Annotated in this window: 17 protein-coding genes; 3 read left to right on the top strand and 14 right to left on the bottom strand. The window is 47.5% G+C overall.

Going from position 1 to position 18,420, the window contains the following annotated elements:
* Positions 1 to 9 precede the first annotated feature (9 nt).
* The 6 genes from BM099_RS11640 to BM099_RS11615 form a co-directional block, all read right to left on the bottom strand.
* Positions 10 to 408, bottom strand: coding sequence for a cupin domain-containing protein (locus BM099_RS11640; RefSeq protein ID WP_090728293.1), 399 nt, complete (start codon positions 406 to 408; stop codon positions 10 to 12).
* Positions 409 to 676: 268 nt separating this feature from the next.
* On the bottom strand, positions 677 to 1,171 hold the full coding sequence (tpx, locus tag BM099_RS11635) for a thiol peroxidase (RefSeq protein WP_090728292.1): 495 nt from the start codon (positions 1,169 to 1,171) through the stop codon (positions 677 to 679).
* Between the two features lie 1,225 nt (positions 1,172 to 2,396).
* Entirely contained in the window at positions 2,397 to 2,951 is a 555-nt protein-coding gene (locus tag BM099_RS11630; RefSeq protein WP_090728291.1) for a hypothetical protein, read from the bottom strand.
* Positions 2,951 to 3,547 (bottom strand): ComF family protein, encoded by a 597-nt coding sequence (locus BM099_RS11625; RefSeq protein WP_090728290.1) that lies wholly within the window; start codon positions 3,545 to 3,547, stop codon positions 2,951 to 2,953. The genes BM099_RS11630 and BM099_RS11625 overlap by 1 nt, the downstream gene beginning before the upstream one ends.
* A gap of 133 nt (positions 3,548 to 3,680) precedes the next feature.
* Positions 3,681 to 4,139: a hypothetical protein gene (locus tag BM099_RS11620; protein WP_090728289.1), complete on the bottom strand. Its 459-nt coding sequence runs from the start codon at positions 4,137 to 4,139 to the stop codon at positions 3,681 to 3,683.
* A 219-nt stretch (positions 4,140 to 4,358) separates the two neighbouring features.
* Positions 4,359 to 5,213 carry a LysR substrate-binding domain-containing protein gene (locus tag BM099_RS11615; protein ID WP_090728287.1) on the bottom strand — a complete coding sequence of 285 codons (855 nt, stop codon included), beginning with the start codon at positions 5,211 to 5,213 and terminating at the stop codon, positions 4,359 to 4,361.
* A 213-nt stretch (positions 5,214 to 5,426) separates the two neighbouring features.
* On the opposite strand from BM099_RS11615, the gene BM099_RS11610 reads away from it, so the two are divergent.
* The gene (locus BM099_RS11610; RefSeq protein WP_090728285.1) at positions 5,427 to 6,080 is read left to right on the top strand and encodes a glutathione S-transferase family protein; all 654 of its coding nucleotides are present in this window, start codon (positions 5,427 to 5,429) and stop codon (positions 6,078 to 6,080) included.
* Between the two features lie 56 nt (positions 6,081 to 6,136).
* On the opposite strand, the gene BM099_RS11605 is transcribed toward BM099_RS11610, so the two are convergent.
* The gene (locus BM099_RS11605) at positions 6,137 to 6,586 is read right to left on the bottom strand and encodes a hypothetical protein (protein ID WP_090728283.1); all 450 of its coding nucleotides are present in this window, start codon (positions 6,584 to 6,586) and stop codon (positions 6,137 to 6,139) included.
* Between the two features lie 222 nt (positions 6,587 to 6,808).
* Here BM099_RS11605 and BM099_RS11600 point away from each other — a divergent pair, with 222 nt between their 5' ends.
* Both BM099_RS11600 and BM099_RS11595 read left to right on the top strand, forming a co-directional pair.
* Positions 6,809 to 7,654, top strand: coding sequence for an AAA family ATPase (locus BM099_RS11600; protein ID WP_090728281.1), 846 nt, complete (start codon positions 6,809 to 6,811; stop codon positions 7,652 to 7,654).
* Complete coding sequence (locus BM099_RS11595; RefSeq protein ID WP_090728278.1) at positions 7,654 to 8,829, top strand: vWA domain-containing protein; 1,176 nt, start codon at positions 7,654 to 7,656, stop codon at positions 8,827 to 8,829. The genes BM099_RS11600 and BM099_RS11595 overlap by 1 nt, the downstream gene beginning before the upstream one ends.
* Before the next feature lie 27 nt (positions 8,830 to 8,856).
* On the opposite strand, the gene hutH is transcribed toward BM099_RS11595, so the two are convergent.
* The 7 genes from hutH to gss all read right to left on the bottom strand — a co-directional run bounded on the left by hutH (position 8,857) and on the right by gss (position 18,196).
* Positions 8,857 to 10,392: a histidine ammonia-lyase gene (gene hutH / locus BM099_RS11590; protein ID WP_090728275.1), complete on the bottom strand. Its 1,536-nt coding sequence runs from the start codon at positions 10,390 to 10,392 to the stop codon at positions 8,857 to 8,859.
* 57 nt (positions 10,393 to 10,449) lie between these two features.
* A complete protein-coding gene (hutU, locus tag BM099_RS11585; RefSeq protein WP_090728272.1) occupies positions 10,450 to 12,126 on the bottom strand; it encodes a urocanate hydratase in 1,677 nt (558 codons plus the stop codon).
* A gap of 28 nt (positions 12,127 to 12,154) precedes the next feature.
* Complete coding sequence (gene hutG / locus BM099_RS11580) at positions 12,155 to 13,096, bottom strand: formimidoylglutamase (protein ID WP_090728269.1); 942 nt, start codon at positions 13,094 to 13,096, stop codon at positions 12,155 to 12,157.
* Positions 13,089 to 14,423: an imidazolonepropionase gene (gene hutI, locus BM099_RS11575; protein WP_232349158.1), complete on the bottom strand. Its 1,335-nt coding sequence runs from the start codon at positions 14,421 to 14,423 to the stop codon at positions 13,089 to 13,091. The genes hutG and hutI overlap by 8 nt, the downstream gene beginning before the upstream one ends.
* Before the next feature lie 198 nt (positions 14,424 to 14,621).
* Positions 14,622 to 15,329, bottom strand: coding sequence for a histidine utilization transcriptional repressor HutC (gene hutC / locus BM099_RS11570; protein WP_090728267.1), 708 nt, complete (start codon positions 15,327 to 15,329; stop codon positions 14,622 to 14,624).
* Between the two features lie 126 nt (positions 15,330 to 15,455).
* Positions 15,456 to 16,049: a hypothetical protein gene (locus BM099_RS11565; RefSeq protein ID WP_090728388.1), complete on the bottom strand. Its 594-nt coding sequence runs from the start codon at positions 16,047 to 16,049 to the stop codon at positions 15,456 to 15,458.
* A 209-nt stretch (positions 16,050 to 16,258) separates the two neighbouring features.
* The gene (gene gss / locus BM099_RS11560) at positions 16,259 to 18,196 is read right to left on the bottom strand and encodes a bifunctional glutathionylspermidine amidase/synthase (protein ID WP_090728264.1); all 1,938 of its coding nucleotides are present in this window, start codon (positions 18,194 to 18,196) and stop codon (positions 16,259 to 16,261) included.
* Positions 18,197 to 18,420: the final 224 nt, after the last annotated feature.

Raw genomic sequence — 18,420 nt, 5'->3', positions numbered from 1 at the left:
CCCTTTTTTTTACCGACCCGAAGAGAACGGCAGAACTTTGTCCTGTTCGGCGGGGTCATTACGAGCGACGACGGCCCGCGCAGGTTCGGTTTCACTGAGATTGATTGCTTCGTGAGGCATACCCGGCGGGATAAAGAGGAAGTCGCCTGCCTGGCTAATCACTTCATGCTCCAGTGCCGGTCCCCAACGTGTGCATACGGTACCTTCCAGGACATAGATACCGGTTTCGTAACCGACGTGAATATGAGGCTCTGCCCGAGCGCCTGGTGGGATAACCACCAGATGCATGGAAAGTCCCGTGGCATTGACTGTCTGTCCAGAAATGCCAATAAAGTAGGGCAAACGCTGTTGCGTCATGACTTCACGGTCTGGCCTGACACTCTGAACCTTTGGCTCGTGGTTGTTCATTGCGGTAGTCCTTCAGTATAGGTGCTCATGATGTCTAACAGGTAATGAAAAAGACGTAGCCTTCATACCCTTACAGGTATTCATTCCCTTATTCATGATCATAAACCTCCTACATTAAAGATCTATTAGTTATCACTATTTCCCCTAAACTCTGCACACCATTTTGCAGCCATCGCATCGCTCACGTGCCATCAACCAACCCCTTGTGGGACTGAGTTCAGCAGAACAATGCAGTTATATTAGCAACAACTGTGATCTGACCCCATTTTTATAAAACTGCAACAGCCCCATCGTAGTCTGGCTCATCAGCCGTTTCAGCTACCTGTTGGGTATAAAGTACGGTTCCATTATCATCAATGACAACGATAGCCCGTGACAATAACCCCTTTAAGGGTCCATCAACAAAACTCACACCATAGTCAGTACCAAAAGTTGCACGAAAACTGGAGCCCGTCTCAACATTTTCAATGCCTTCGGCCCCGCAAAAACGAGCGGCGGCGAAAGGTAAATCAGCAGAAACACACAATACTTTAGTATTGTTTAGCTTACTCGCTTGCTGATTAAATTTTCTAACCGATGCTGCACAAGTGCCGGTATCCACTGAAGGGAAAATATTCAATATCAAACGTGTGCCCTTATAATCGCTCAAGGTAACTTCGGATAAATCAGTTTTAACTAAATTAAAATCCGCAGCCTTGTCCCCGACAGCGGGTAAACTGCCAACGGTATTAAAAGGATTGCCTTGTAAAGTCACTGTGCTCATATGTTCACCTGATAATATAGATGCTAATAAATGCGGCTAACGTTAACAAAGTTTCCACTGAAATATAGCCATTGCGTTAACCTTACAAGATTAACATAAATGGGGTCACATAAATGGGTCAGAGTAGAATGGCGCTAAGTTAAGCGTGCTTAGCAGCCATCGCAGCGCTCACGTGCCATCACCCCACCTCCTTGTGGGTCCGATGTTCAGCGGAATAATGCAGTTATATTAGCAATAACTGTTATATGACCCCATTTTTTCTGCGCTAGTCAAAAGTAGTTATTTTCCACGTACAGAATTCAGTAATGATGAAACCTCTGCGATAGAAATGCTCTTTTTTGTGCATAATACAGAGCCAAGTACTGCGAGCATAAAGGAGGCAAACAAAAAGTATGATACGTTTGATTTATCTTCCCAGCTCAAGCATAGAGCAAAGAGTAGGCTCAATAAGCTGAAGAGAAAGACAGTAAGAATTGAAAATGTGAGGTGATCTTTAAGAGTCACGGCTGCCCCCATTATGACAGTATACCGTCCTCCTTGACGCCCGAACGCACCATCATGGTACGAGAAATAAATTATGTTGGTTAAAGTATCCACTTTTATCCTTGGTGTCAACTTCAGTGATTCCTAACATCGCCAACCACTTATTACAGGGAGAGTTTACTAAACCCAGCCTACTTTTAGGCCCAGGTTTTCCTTTACGTAAAATATGCTTTGGCGGAACTCCGAACTCCGGGGATAATTTACATAGTCCAACCTACCTTAAGAAATTAATGAACTGCCCCCCGGAATTCGATTTTTTCTTGACCCATTTTTTCGCGGTCGGGAATTCCGGGGACAGTTTACTTAATTCAATTCTGACCCGATTTATTTACCTAGGATTTTGCCGTTATATTAGCAAAAACTGTGATCTGACCCCGTTTTTCCTGGTAGTCCAGCCCACACTTTTTATGGGCGATTGTGATTTGCCTTGTTATGCATTAAGCCTTTGCCAAACTTCTTTTTCTGGGAACTCCGGGGCCAATTTACTTAATACCTTAAGTAAACTGGCCCCGAAATCCCTATTTATCAAGCTAAAAAAGGTAAGACCTACCCCTAGAATTCTGCAGCTATATTATTAACAACTGTGAACTGTCACGTTCCACCTTCATGAAAAACTCCTGTTTTAAAAAGAACTACTTTACATTAGTAGGGTGGTGGATTTCATACATAGATCAGGCCGATATTAGAACAGTGAACCGGTTTTATTTTTTATAGATTCGATTTTGTTCGTTAACTTTATTTTCTCGTCAGCTTTTTTAAACGCAAAAGCACTCATATGAGTAACCAGATTCTCTAGATCATTAATTTCAGCAACCCGAACGAATAGCTTTTCTTTATTAACGTATACTCTAGATTTTTTCTCGGAGCTAAGTAACTCAATAGTATTACTAAGTGTCCCTGTACTTTTGGTATCCCAGATCATTAAACCGAAATCACAATCTTCGGCCATAGCTAAGTCTTTAGCTGTAAAATAAGCCCTAGTACCTTTGGTTGCGGTACTTTGAATGTTTTTTACTGGCCACCTACCAACGTTGTTTCTTGGTTGACCGCCCGTACAATATACAGTTACCTTTGAGTAGGTATGTTGAAGGAAGAAATTTTGAATAGATGCATCTACGCCATCAGCATCGCCAACGATAACCTCATAACCAGATTCAATAATATGAGTTAAGCGGAACTTTACATTATCATCTAAATTTTTGATTCTCATCGAACCAGATATAAAAACTTTACCCATTAAATAGTCCTAGTAACAGTAGCAACCAATACTTGATCGATTTTACCACATTCTCTTAGTTTTTTAGTTACGGCCTCTAAAGATGTACCTGTATCAAAAAGATCATCAATAATGAATATATTATATTTTTCTTTCGGTAGCCTATTTTTCACAACATTAGTATTAACCACAAAAGCATCTAGCAAAGTATTTACCCTATCTTCTCTATTCTCTATATCTTTCATTTGAGGAGTTGTTTTAGACTTTATAAGGATGTCGTTAATGCATGGTTTATCTGTAAGTTTAGATAAAGCATGTCCAATTTCAATGACAGGCTGCTTAGGCCTGACTTTTGAAGGAGGCATTGCGAATATGAATGAAACAAAAGGTAAAAGTGGAACTATAAGATTATTGAGATTAGCTGCAATCACATCACATTGAGAAAAATCGGCTTTATATTTCAATTGATACAAAGCCTCACCAATATCAGTACGTAACGTATTAAATGTTGGGTGTCCATATTCGTTTTCTCCCGCATAAGTACTGCTAATCTTATGTTTATCTAGTGAAAAACCTTTATCCCATACGCCATTAATTTCTTTAACATTTACGTTCATAAATCATCCCTAAATATATGCCAATACTGATTATTGAAGAGGCCTAATTCTTTTATAGCGGGCAGCTTGTGGCGAAGCCACTCTTTAGGCTGCTCAGACACGAAGTGGCGTTAGTTAATAAACTTTTTAGAGCTTACTTAACTTTTATCCAATTCTTGGATGTTTCATAAGTCTCTAGTATTGTTTCATCAATTTTTTCTGATTTTCTTAGCCTTTCAACTTTCTCAGTAAGCTCGCCAATAAATATTTCTTTATCTGTATAGTCGCCGCCTAGGCTGATATTTTCCCAATTTCCTTCAGCATCTTTCATCATTATTAATAATGCAGGTTTTGGTGATTGATCTGTACCTACTAAAGGCTCAACTTTATCAATGTATATACTCCATACAAGCGATCCTATTGCTGCAACTGAGGCAGTATGACCAAGCACGCCTTTCCAATTGATAGATGCATATACTACGCCGGGCTCAAATACTTGAGTAAATAAGTGAAAATCATCAACTTCCTTAGATAAAGTTTCTAGAACTGTGTTTTTCTCAGGGCCATGCTCAATGTATGCGAGGGCACTGAAAAACTCTATTGATTTTGGCACAAAACCTCCTTGGCTCTAACAGCTAATGATAAAGCACCTAACCTGATAACTCGTCGCCCCTTACCAAGGAGACAAGCAATAAGGCTCGCAGTAAAAATATTAAAAATCAATAACTTGAAGGAGGCACGGGCGGGTTGTCGGCTGACAAAAGAAGCTTCCATGCGCTTGCTGTTATTCATTCCGTTAATGCGATAATAAACCTCTTGTTTCAAAGATCAATCAGTTATCACTGTTTTCCCTAAATTCTGCACACAACTTGGCTGCCATCGCAGCGCCCATCATCGGGTGAGGTATTGGCGCTACAGCCAGCACGATATCGACGGCTGGCAGTTCTGGTAGTTTAGCGGCCTGATCAACTACCAGCAGCCCCGGTGATACGCTGGAACGGGCCATGGCGCTGATGCCTACACCGCGTTTTATCAGGCTTTTGATGGCGGTGGCGCTGGAGGTGGTGCAGACCAGATGGTAGTTTTTTCCCTGTTTTTCTAATCCATCAATCGCGCTGCTGTGGAACTTGCAGTCGGCTTCGTACATGACCAGTGGCAGGATTTGTTTTTCGAGTAACGCTGGATAGCCGCCATGTACCCATACGCCGCTATCGTGTTTGAGCAGGTAGCCTTCCTCTTTTTCGGGTGCGCGGGTGAGGATGGCGATGTCGATCTCGCCGTTATCCAGCATTAACCTTAACTGGGTGCTGCAGTCGCAGTGGATTCGCAGACATTGCTGGGGTAGCTGTTGTATTAATAGCTCGGTGAGTTGTGGCAGTACGGATTCGGCATAATCGTCCGGGCAACCGATGCGTATGGGTGGATGCACAGCATGGCTGGCGAGTGAGCCAAGTACTTCGTCATGCATGCCAACGATGCGCCGCGCATAGCTGACAAGTGATTGCCCCTGATCGGTTAAGGTGAGGTAACGGCCATTTTTTCTGAACAATACCTGCCCTGCTTCCTCTTCCAGCTTTTTCATCTGCATACTGACGGCACCTTGGGTGCGGCACACTTGTTTTGCTGCGCGGGTAAAGCTACCGGTATCAACAAAAGCGATAAAGCTTCGTAATGCTTCTATATCCATGCGGTTAGCTCCTGCGCTATCTATTAGTTATTCAAATAGGTGCTATAAAAACTATTCGATAGTCAGACACAAAGCAAGATTGCACAATGATCTCGACTTAATACGTGAATACAAAAAGTGAAGCTAAAAAGTAAAGCCAAAAAGTGAAGCTATGTAGACACAGAACTTCACAAAGCATCACTTCACTTCACAAAATCAGGGTAGGAGAATCACATGGAACTGATCATCGGTAATAAAAACTATTCGTCCTGGTCGCTGCGGGCATGGTTTATGTTGAAGGCATTTGATCTGCCTTTTACTGAAACGCGGCTGGCGCTGTTTGAACCGGATTTTTATTCGTCATTAGCGAACTACTCCCCTGCCGGAAAAGTGCCGGTGCTGATTGATACCGACATCACTGTGTGGGATTCGCTGGCGATTTGTGAATATATCAACGAAACCTATCTTTCGCATAAAGGCTGGCCTGCCGATGTGGCTGATCGGGCGTTGGCCAGAGCGATTAGTTGCGAGATGCATTCGGGTTTCTTTGGTTTACGTCATGAGTTACCGATGAACTGCCGCGCCACACGTGCGGTTACTCCGACAGACGCAGCACTTAAAGATATCGCCAGAATTGATGCGATCTGGACAGAGCTTTTGCAAAAGAACAGTGGAAACGGCCCTTGGTTATTCGGCGATATCAGTATTGCGGATATGATGTTTGCACCGGTAACGCTACGTTTTCATACCTACAATGTAGAAGTATCAAAGCAGAGCCGTACTTATGTGGAGACGGTGTTGGCGCATCCGGCTATTCAGGCATGGGTTGCTGCGGCAAAACTTGAGTCCGAAACGATTACTGAAGAAGAAGTGGGCGAGCCTGTTTAGCCTTTTTATAATCAGTAATCTTGCTGCTCGTAATCGCAGCGATTAAGCGGCGCTGCTTATAAATGGCAGCGCACCTGTGGTTTTTTGCTTTGTTTACTATCGCCGCGCACACGGCAATACACCAGCTGCCCGCTGCTTGTCATGGCGTATGCTGAGGCGATAGCAGGATCACTATTGATAATCGCTTCGACACTGGCAAAACGCAGTCTATTCGGCTGATCTTGCCCGTAACACTGAATAGCCGCGCCTTTATTTTCACTGCCTTTTGTAGCGCCCTTTGTACTGCCCTTGGCTTCGCTGCGGCAATATTCTATGCTGCTATCGGTACGAATCACCCATACATCAGCGGACGAACCCGCAGAAAAAGACTGTATCGGGAAGACCCGGGTTGATGCACCACCTGCTGTTATTTCAGCCGACGCCGTTGCTGCCAGAGAGATAAGGATAATGCCCGCACTTACCGCTCTCCCGCTCATGCCAGCTATCGATTTTATACGCGTGATCATCTCTTATACTCCTTGACGATATGTGAAAGCGCTTACGCCCCTGCTACCTGTTCTCTTACGCCCCTTAATACAAATACTATTCCTCGGCGAATACAAACACTGCTCTGCCAGCTTGGGCTTTTACTCAGAGTAAATCTAGATTAAATTTGATAACATTAGGGCATTCACCTAGGAGCCTGTTGGACTCCTGGCAGCAAACAAATTTGATGATGGGATTTTACTATGGCTTTTAACGGCTCCGAGCGCTATGTCGCTACCGATGAATTGCAGATGGCGGTTAGGGCATCAATCACCATGCAGCGCCCGCTGTTGATTAAGGGCGAGCCCGGTACCGGCAAAACTATGCTGGCCGAAGAGGTCGCGCTGTCTTTAGGCAAGAAGCTATACCGCTGGCATATTAAGTCGACCACCAAAGCGCAACAAGGCTTATACGAATACGACGCTGTATCGCGTTTACGTGATTCGCAGCTGGGCGATGAGAAAGTCTATGATATCGGCAACTACATCAAGAAAGGCCTGTTATGGCAGGCGTTTGATGCCGATGAGCAGGTCGTGTTGTTGATCGATGAGATTGATAAAGCCGATATCGAGTTCCCCAACGATCTGTTGGTCGAGCTGGATAAGATGGAGTTTTTTGTTTACGAAACAGGTGAGCGTGTCGTCGCGAAACACCGTCCGATTATTATCATCACATCGAACAATGAAAAAGAGCTGCCGGATGCTTTCCTGCGTCGCTGCTTCTTCCATTACATCACCTTCCCGGACCGGGCGACGATGCAGCAGATTGTTGATGTGCATTATCCGGGTATTCAGCAGGCATTAGTTAACGAGGCCTTAGAAGTTTTCTTCAAAATCCGTGAGATGAATAACCTGAAGAAAAAGCCATCTACGTCTGAACTCATCGATTGGCTGAAACTGCTGATTGCTGACGACATTCCTGTAGACCTGCTACAAAACAAAGATATTGCTCAGGCGATGCCGCCGCTGTATGGCGCTTTGTTGAAAAATGAGCAGGATGTGCATATGTTGCAGCGTCTGGCATTTATGGCAAGACGAGAAAACCGCTAATGCTGATCGACTTTTTCAACACGCTGAAACGGGCTGATATTCCCGTTTCTTTAAACGAACTGCTGGTGTTGCTCGATGCGCTGAAAAAGGGCGTCGCGTTTGCCAGCGTCGATGATTTTTATCTGCTCAGCCGTATTTGTCTGATCAAAGATGAAAAGCATTTTGATCGATTTGATCGTGCTTTTGGCCATTACTTCAAAGGCCTTGACGCACTCAATCTGTTTCCTGATAACGTTATTCCGGAAGACTGGTTACGCTCAGAGTTTTTGAAGAACCTCTCAGAAGAGGAAAAAGCCAAGATTGAAGCGTTGGGCGGGCTGGATAAGCTGCTTGAAACGCTGAACGAACGTCTTAATGATCAGCATGATCGCCATGCAGGCGGTAATAAATGGATCGGCACCGGCGGCACCTCTCCTTTTGGGCATAGCGGTTATAACCCGGAAGGGATTCGGATCGGCGGCGAGAGTAAACATAAGCGTGCGGTTAAAGTATGGGAAAAACGCGAGTTTAAAAACCTCGATGATCAGGTCGAACTAGGCACGCGCAATATGAAAGTGGCGTTGCGTAAGCTGCGAAAATTTGCCCGCACCGGCTCCGCCGAAGAACTGGACCTGAACGATACGATTCGCTCCACCGCGGCTAATGCCGGGCTGCTGGATATCAAGATGGTGCCAGAGCGCCACAACGCCGCTAAAGTGCTGATTTTTCTTGATATCGGCGGTTCGATGGACCCGTATATTCATCTGTGTGAGCAGCTGTTTTCGGCGGCACGTTCTGAGTTTAAGCATCTGGAGTATTTCTACTTTCATAACTGCGTTTATGAAAAAGTCTGGAAAGATAACAACCGCCGCTACCATGACACACTGTCCACCATGGATGTTATCCACACTTACGGCAAAGACTACCGGGTGATCTTTATCGGTGATGCGGCCATGTCGCCTTATGAGCTGATACAGCGCTACGGCAGTGTGGAACATATGAACGAAGAAGCCGGCCAAGTATGGCTAGAGCGGATTCTGAATACCTGGGAGAAAGCGATCTGGTTAAACCCCACGCAAGAGCGCCACTGGGTCTACACCCACACGACGGGGTTCATCAAGCAGCTACTTGACGGCCACATGTACCCGTTGACCCTTGCGGGACTTGAGGCAGGCATCAAGCATCTGTCCAAATAAATTAATAAATTAATGTGGGCGACCTTATCAGCCAAGGCTAGGCAGCAGGCCTGCCGGGAGTAAGGCGTTATAGTCGCCCCGCTGAATCAGCGCCTGTGCCCGCGCTATATCCGGCGAAAAGTAGCGATCTTTAGCATAAAACGCCACTTCTGCTCTTAACTGGCTATGTGCCTGCTGTAACCCTGCGCTTGTTTTTAGCGGCGCCCTGAAGTCGATTCCCTGACACGCCGCCAGCAGCTCAACCGCCAAAATCCCTGCGGTATTTTCAGACATATCGCGTAAACGCCGCGCTGCAAAGGTTGCCATCGAGACATGATCTTCCTGATTAGCAGAGGTCGGCAAGCTATCCACGGAAGCAGGATGTGCCAGTGATTTATTCTCAGACGCCAGTGCAGCGCCGGTGACTTGCGCAATCATAAATCCTGAGTTGACGCCGCCGTTGTCGACCAAAAAAGGCGGCAGTTTGGAGAGGTTAGCATCAATCAGCAAGGCCATTCTGCGCTCTGATAATGCGCCTATCTCGGCAATCGCTAATGCCAGGTTATCTGCCAGCATCGCAATAGGCTCAGCATGAAAATTCCCCCCCGAGATAATGTCGTTGTCATCTGCAAACACCAGCGGATTATCCGATACGGCATTCGACTCCACCAGCAATACCTGCGCGGCCTGGCGGATCTGCTGTAAACAAGCGCCCATCACTTGTGGCTGACATCGCAATGAGTATGGGTCTTGCACCTTTTCACATTTTTGATGCGAGTTACCAATCTCCGATTCTTCTTCCAGCAAATAACGATACGCGGCGGCCGCATCGATTTGTGTTTGATGGCCGCGCACCTGATGCACCCGATCATCAAACGGCCGACGGCTACCTAAGGCGGCTTCGACTGACAACGCGCCGGTGACGGTGGCGGCAGCATACAGATCTTCCGCTGCAAACAGCCCTTGTAACGCGAAGGCCGCCGACGCTTGTGTCCCATTTAACAAGGCCAAACCTTCTTTCGGGCCTAACGCGATAGGCTCCAGCCCAGCCACTTTCAATGCGGCGGCGCCACTGATACGTTCGCCGTTATACAGTGCTTCGCCTTCGCCCAGCAAGACGGTACTCATATGAGCCAAAGGCGCCAGGTCACCCGATGCGCCTACTGAGCCTTTTTCCGGAATGCAGGGGTACACTTCGGCATTGAGCAAGGTGATCAGCGCCTCAATCACCTGTAAACGAATACCCGAGTAACCTCGTGCTAACGAGTTAATCTTTAACACCATCATCAAGCGAACGGTAGATGGCTGCATAAACTGGCCCACGCCGGCCGCATGAGATAAGACAATACTGCGCTGTAGCAGCTCCAAGTCATCGCTTGAAATACGTGTATTGGCCAGCATGCCAAAGCCGGTATTGATACCATAAACCACACGGTCTTCTGCCAATACTTGCTGTACGCTGGCAACACTCTTGGCAATAGCGTCGTGACAACCCGGATCAAGCCGCAGCTTGACGGGTTTCTGATGAATACGCCGCAAGGCGGCTAGCGCTAACTGACCCGGTGTTAAGGTTAATTCATACATAGTGTCGATTCCGCTATTCGTTATCTAGCTATTCTTATCTAACTAGTCGTTATCAAGCTAGTCGTCATCCAACATCGGCAGATCCAGTGCTTGCTCACGGGCGCATTGCTTGGCTAAAGGGTAGCCTGCATCGGCATGTCGCATCACGCCGGTACCCGGATCATTACGTAATACCCGGCCTAAACGAGCCGCAGCCGCCTCTGTGCCATCCGCGACGACCACCAGGCCTGCATGCTGGCTAAACCCCATACCTACACCCCCACCATGATGGATCGATACCCAGGTTGCGCCACCGGAAGCACTGAGTAATGCGTTGAGTAGCGGCCAGTCAGATACCGCATCCGAGCCATCCAGCATCGCTTCTGTTTCCCGGTTAGGGCTGGCAACGGAGCCTGAGTCAAGATGGTCACGGCCAATCACGATCGGCGCTTGCAGCTCCCCCTTGCTGACCATCTCATTAAACGCTAAGGCTAAACGCGCACGATCTTTTAAGCCCACCCAGCAAATACGCGCCGGTAAGCCCTGAAAAGCAATACGCTGGCGCGCCATATCCAACCAGTTATGCAGGTGCGGATCATCAGGAATAAGTTCTTTAACCTTAGCATCGGTTTTATAGATATCTTCAGGATCACCCGACAGCGCCACCCACCTGAACGGTCCAATCCCTTCGCAAAACAGAGGTCTGACATAAGCCGGCACGAAACCCGGGAAATCAAACGCATTTGTCACCCCTTCTTCAAAGGCCATCTGGCGAATATTATTGCCATAATCCAGTGTAGCGGCACCGTTTGATTGCAACGTCAGCATCGCTGTCACCTGCACCGCCATTGACTGCTTGGCGGCTTTTACGACGGCTGCTTCATCTTTTTGACGCATCATGGCGGCATGCTCCATTGTCCAGCCCTGCGGCAAATAGCCGTTGAGCGGGTCATGCGCTGAAGTCTGATCCGTCACGACATCCGGGGTAATACCACGCGCAACTAATTCGCTGAATATATCAGCAGCATTGCCCAGCAAGCCGACGGAAACCGCTTTGCCTTCAGCTTTAGCCTGTTCCAGCATGGCCAATGCGCTGTCGAGTGTGTCTGCTTTTTTATCCAGGTAAGCGGTTCGTAAACGAAAATCGATTCTGCTTTCATCACATTCAACCGCTAACATGGAGAATCCCGCCATGGTGGCCGCTAACGGCTGCGCGCCACCCATTCCACCTAAGCCACCCGTCAGTATCCAGCGCCCGGCAGCGACACCATCAAAGTGCTTTTTCGCCACCGCTACGAATGTCTCGTAAGTGCCCTGCACTATCCCTTGCGAGCCTATATAAATCCATGAGCCGGCTGTCATCTGGCCATACATAGCCAAACCTTTTTTGTCTAACTCGTTAAAGTGTTCCCAGTTTGCCCAGTGCGGCACAAGGTTAGAGTTAGCAATCAGCACTCTGGGCGCATCAGTATGGGTTTGAAAAACACCGACGGGCTTACCCGATTGGATGAGTAATGTTTGATCTGCTTCAAGGCGCTGCAATACTTGAATAATCTTATCGAAACACTCCCAACTACGTGCTGCACGGCCAATGCCGCCATACACCACCAGCGATTGCGGATGTTCAGCCACGTCCGGATCCAGATTATTCATCAACATACGCATAGCGGCTTCAGTCAACCAGCTTTTACAACGTAACTGGCTACCATGAGGCGCACGAATCACACGGGATTCATCGAGTCGGGTAAAGCTCATAATAGGACTCCTTTTAGTCTTTACTGTATTAACGGGCGATCAAACCGAGTAGTCGTGCCGCCGTGCGTGCCGTGTGCTGATCAATATCCAGTTGTGGATTCAATTCGGCGATGTCTGCCAGTTTCAACTTGCCGCTGGCTTTTATATCGGCTATCAGTGTTTCAAGGACTTCTAAGCCAACACCTCTGGCCGCCGGGGCACTTACTCCAGGCGCTATGGCCGCAGGTAGCACATCAAGATCAATGGTCAGATAAAGCCAATCACACTTTTTGATAAATGCTGCGAGCTGCTGTTGAGTCTCTGTTAGATAAACCACGCCCATCTGTTCATCCAGGCGATAACTCACGCCCAGAGCATCGGCACGCGCAAACAATGCCTGCGTGTTGGAGCTTTGCGCCACCCCCAGACAGCAGTAATGAAAAGGCGTATTCTGCGCTGAGCATTTATCTGCTATCTGCTTAAATGGCGTTCCTGAACTGCCTAATGCTTCATAAGCGCGCAGATCAAAATGCGCATCAAAGTTGATAATGCCGATCACGGGTGGTTTTGCTTGTTCATGCGCAAACTGGTTGAGTCCCTGCCAGCTGCCATAGGCCATTTCATGGCCACCGCCCATAATCAGAGGAAACTGCTGCTGCTCTAACAAACGCTTTACACAATCACCTAGCTGCTGCTGGGCTGATTCCAAATCACAGTCATCACAACCGATATCGCCCGCATCATAAACGGGCTTTGTCATGTGCCATGCGTGAGACGCCAAGGCACGGCGGATCGCCTGCGGACCCGTTTTCGCACCCGTGCGCCCTAAGTTGCGCGACACCCCTTGCTCACAAGGAAAGCCAAACAGGGCAACACCTGGCGCTGCGCCTTCATGCCAGGCACTCACCTGTTGGTGCCAACGCGTCCCCAAAGCGCCTTCAAGGAAGTCTTCACGGCCGTTCCACACACTCATATCCGGTACTTTAAACATCAGAAACATCTCCCTGATAAATACGTTGTTTAAGCATTGGCACGCCTATTTGATAGGCTAACTCTGATGGGTGCTGGATATCCCATAACAGCATGTCGGCACGTGCCCCCACCACTAGCTTGCCTGTATCGTCAGATAAGCCTAACGCTTGTGCCGCATTGCAGGTTACACCAGCCAACGCTTCTTCAGGTGTTAAACGAAACAAGGTACACGCCATGTTCATCATCAAACGCAAAGAAGCCAACGGTGAGGTGCCGGGGTTAAAGTCTGTCGCAACCGCCATGGGAATGCCGGCATCCCGTAATGCCTGAACAGGCGGCAGTTGTGTTTCGCGTAAAAAATAGAAAGCCCCCGGTAACAAGACGGCAACAGTGCCATTCTCAACCAAGGGCTGTAGCGCGCTGGCATCAAGGTATTCCAGATGATCAACCGATAATGCGCCATAGCTGGCCGCGAGTTGTGAACCTTTCAAATCTGATAACTGTTCGGTGTGGCCTTTGATCGCCAGGCCGTAGTTTTGCGCGGCTTTGAATACCCGTTCGCACTGTGCCGCTGAAAAACCGATCCCCTCACAAAAAACATCGACAGCATCCGCGAGTTTTTGCTCAGCCGCGGCCGGTATCATCTGCCGACAAACCAGATCAATATAAGCATCGCTACCCTTTGATAACTCAGATGAAAATTCGGACGAGAACTCAGGCGAGAACTCTGGCGAAAACTCAGGCGGGAGCGCATGCGCGCCGAGCAAGCTGGTACAAACCTGTACAGGGAAGGCATCCCCCAATTGGCGCGCCACGCGTAACATTTTGAGTTCATCTTTAAGGGTTAAACCATAGCCAGACTTAATCTCTAGCGTCGTGACCCCTTCCCTCATCAAGGCTTGCAAGCGCGGCACTGCTAAATCAAATAACTGCTGCTCAGAAGCGGCACGAGTAGCCCGCACAGTAGAGAGAATCCCTCCTCCCTCGCGTGCTATCTGCGCATACGGCACACCTTGCAACCGCTGCTCAAATTCCTCAGCACGGCTTCCGGCAAAGACAAGATGCGTATGGCAATCGATCAATCCCGGCGTCATCCAGCCACCACGCCCGGCAATGCTGGCTTTTGGCAATAACGGCTCATCGACAACAGCCATGGGAGCAATCGCACTGATACGGCCATTTTTAACCGCCAATGCCATACTCTGCTGCATCCCATAGGTTGCGGGGCTCTTATTTGCGCTCATGCCTGAGCTCATTCCAGAACTCGTATCAGAGCCAGCAGCGCTCGACATCGTTGCCAGATCAAGATCGAGCCAAACTTTATCGGCGTCCCGAAAGTCGTTCATTATCATGTCTAACCACAACAGATCATTTGTATATACAAATACAGCAGATAAACGCATGCGTCAAATAGAGAGCACCTCAAAATAACCGGGAAAGGGCGATAAACAGACCTTATAAAATCCAGTTCTCGCTATTTCTTATGACATACAGAAACAGCTTAGTAATATTTGTATATACAAATAAATGTTTTAGCAGGGAAATTACAGGTGGACTTGAGAGCGCAATTTATAGCGGCTACCGGGATGTGTCAGCTGCGCAAAACTAATCAGGTGTTGTTGAGACCAGGTTCTACGCTGCAATAACAAACATGGCTCGGTTGATTTGATATCGAGTAGTTCAGCCACAGAGGCATCAGGCATAATAGCTTCGACAATGTGCTCAACGTCGGTGAGTGGACAATGTTGGTTTAGATACTCGTTAGGTGTGCACTGAGTAAAATCCTGAGCCAGATATTCGGGTGCCCAGTCCGGGTTAATATAACGCTCTTCTAACTGCAGCGGCATTTTATCTTCGTAGTGAACAATCAAGGAGTGAAAAACCAGCGTTCCCACCCTTACACCCAACTGCACGGCGACCCACTCCCGGGCAGTTTGCTCTTCTAAGCGAATCACCACACTGTGATACTGGCGTCCACGACTGCGCACTTCATCAGCAATATTGTTAATATTTTGTAACGGAGACTCTGCTTTTAAGTCCGTGACATAGGTGCCTTGTCCGGCCGTACGAATCAACAACCCGACTTGCACCAAATCACGAATGGCTTTGTTCACGGTCATTCTGCTAACAGCAAACTGATCTGCCAACGCATGCTCGGTAGGAATCTGACTGTGAGGGAGGTAATCCCCTTTCTCGATCGCATCAAGAATGAAGTTTTTAATTTGCTGATAACGAGGAATTTTGCTGCTCAAACGAAAAGCTCTTTGTAAGGGTACGAAATATTTAATAACAATAGCGTAAAATCATACTCTTACGGGGAAAGAAGATGCAAGGCAGTCACACCTGCGGCCTGCATCTATTCGTTTAATGCGGCGATTTTAATGAATTTCAATCAACGGCAACCAGCGTTTATCTGTGTCCACTTCATCACGCTCTGCCTCGCCTATCGGCGGTTCATCAAGGTTATCCGGAGGTGATGCCAGATTGTTCAGATCAATCGCCTGTGCTTCACCTTTAATCATCCCATCTACTACCTCCAATTTGTAATAGATGCCATTCCAGAAGTTCGCGCCAAACTCTTTAGGTGTCTTGAACATAAACAGAAGATCATGCTCCAGCCATCGAAGGTCGTCAGCTGTGACTATGCGGGGTTGCTCATAAGGATAGGCAAGATGGCACCACAACTCGGGGCCCTCAAGACATTTCATCTCTTTCATAGAAAGAAAATAATCACGAAACTGTTCACGCTCCATGGTTAATACGTAACGGCTACCCTGCTCCACCGGCTCAAAGATGACTCGGGCAATTTCAGTACGATTGCCTGCTTTATCAAGCAGAGAAATGGTTTTTTCACCCTGCAAGGCTGTGTCGGATGTAGCGTCTGATGCAGTGTCTGGTGTGGCGACATCAGCCGACGCGTGATAGCTGACAAGCAGACAATTCAAAACCAAATAGCCCAATATCAGAGGCAATCTACAAACGCGCCTCAGGGCTGCTGCACTTTTTATTTGTACATGTTTTATTTGTGCACTTTTTATTCGTGCAAGTTTTATTTTCCCAGCTCTCATCATGTCACCTCAGCAGCTATCCAGCTCTCGCCTTTCTAGCTGTTACCTTGTCACCTCTGAATAAGGCCATTAACAGCTTCTCTAAAAACGTTAATGGCTTTATATGATGATGGCTATGGTACTTGAGTACTGGTTTTTAGCAGAGCATCGTCCTCCACCACTCTTAGCGCAATCAGGTCACTGTCCTTGGTAATCACCAGTGTCGGATCCACGCGCAGGCAACTACCGCCAAAATGTCCGGCCACAGAGAAGGTGCACACCTGGCCGTTATAGCCTACAATTTCTGGCAGTTTCCACAACTCCTGATAGATTTGATCCTGTGCAGAGAATCGCCCCTGCGTTTCTTCAAGCAAGCCCGTATCCGCATCATACAAGCTGATATTAAAACCACAGCGACCGGCTATCGGCTTAGTAACATAACCGCCTGTTTTAAGCTCCTCTGTTAAATCAAAGCTGGAATTAAGCAGGTAAGGGTGATTAGGAAACAACATCCATAGCACCGGAAGTATCGCTTTATTACTCGGTATCAAGGTCCATAATGGCTCATATACCATGACACCTTCACGCAGCAGAACATCTACCAGCCGGGGTGCGGCGATTCTCACCTGATCAGTTTTATAGGTGCGCAAACGCTCTGCATCATCATCACATTCAGCACGAATCTGATCTAAAGCCGTTTCCCATGCCCAGGTTTTCCACACCCAACGAATCTGCACGCCGTCCGCATCAATAACATTCCCTTCTGCATCCCACGCCAAACCTTTGACACCATGAATCACTTTGCAGGGAATGCCCGCTTGCTCAATCGCTTTTTGCATATACAGCGCGTGATAGGTTTCTTCCAGATCACCATCCTGCATGATATGTAGCACACGCTTTGCGTCACGGTTGTCACCCACAGCAGCATCACTGGCTTTCCAGGCTTCTATCAAGTGCTCGAGTAAGCCTTCGCCTGAGCTTTCGCCTTCATTACAGCCAAAGTGATTAGCCCACTTCTCCTGAACCAAGCCCGCTTCCATATAACAGGATGCTGAATCACAGTTGTATTCGTAGACTTTAATACCACGACCCGACACGCTGAAATCAAAACGTCCGGTAATCATCTGATTACGGCGGTTATCCCAGGATTGATGAATCTTAGGCCACAATGCCACTGGAATATTAAATTTTTCCAATAAAGCGTCATCTTGTAATACATAGTCAGTGGCGTGCATAAACAATGCATGTAGCTCATTGGTTGCCCGTTTTAACTCACGCTGCGCGGTTTCTGACTGCACAAAATAACGATGTTGATCTTCTGCACGGCTACCCAACTTATGACTGCCCATCATAGCCACGTACGCTTCTTCGTCAGGGTTAGCCATATTTAACCACGCCCGCGACGTCTGTCCTTTATCCGCCAATTGACGCAGCTGAAGGTCAAACAGTTCAGGCTTGGGTGGTTCAATCACTTCGGCATAGGTATCGTCTTCTGTCTGCACGACCCAGCCAAGAATAGTCGCATCTCCATACGAGCAACGCAGCCAATAGCTACCATCGGCGGTTATTCTTGCGGGTATTTCGCGCGAATACTGTTGCCCTTCCTGCCAGACGCTATGGGTGACATTTTGTTCAATGAGCCGCAAACAGGTTGGCGTAACTTCGGTAATCACAGCGACATGCCCGGTAACTTCAAACTCGCCGCCTTCACTCCAGATCAAGAGTGCACCTGGTTCAGGATGACGCAAAGAGCCATTGCGAAATGACTTCAAAGGCAAACGACTGTTGTCAGCGATGACGCGGACCGATTGCAAATGAAAGATTTCATAGGCCATCGCCACATCATCAAAAATGTACCCTTTGTTGATATATAACCAGCGTCTCGCTAACTCAACACACTGCCACTTATATCCCATGAAAATGCCATCAACATAGCTACGATAGGCATGTCGGTTTGGCAATTCATTATCGTCCGCGGAAGGATAATGGGAGGAATAGACAGGCACATCACCCGAGGCAACGCCCAAAAGCGTCCCGAACTTTGAAGCGATAGGCTGAGTTTCAGATTTCATTGCTGTAATGTTCCTACTGGAATAAAAAATCAGTGTGTTATTAAAAGCTGTTGTAGAAAAAGTGGCCGGCATTATCGGGCGATAATGGCGTAAAGATGAGCGCAGCATATGCCCAGATAAAATTCTCTGCAATAGCTTTTCAGTATATATTTCGACTTATTTTTTGGTTATAAAACGCCTCTATCCGGGCATAAAAAAACCCTGCCAAAGCAGGGTTTTGCTAA

It is taken from the genome of Neptunomonas qingdaonensis (assembly GCF_900113275.1).
Classification (GTDB): Bacteria; Pseudomonadota; Gammaproteobacteria; order Pseudomonadales; family Balneatricaceae; genus Neptunomonas; species Neptunomonas qingdaonensis.
This window is presented reverse-complemented; position numbering and strand designations above follow the sequence as displayed.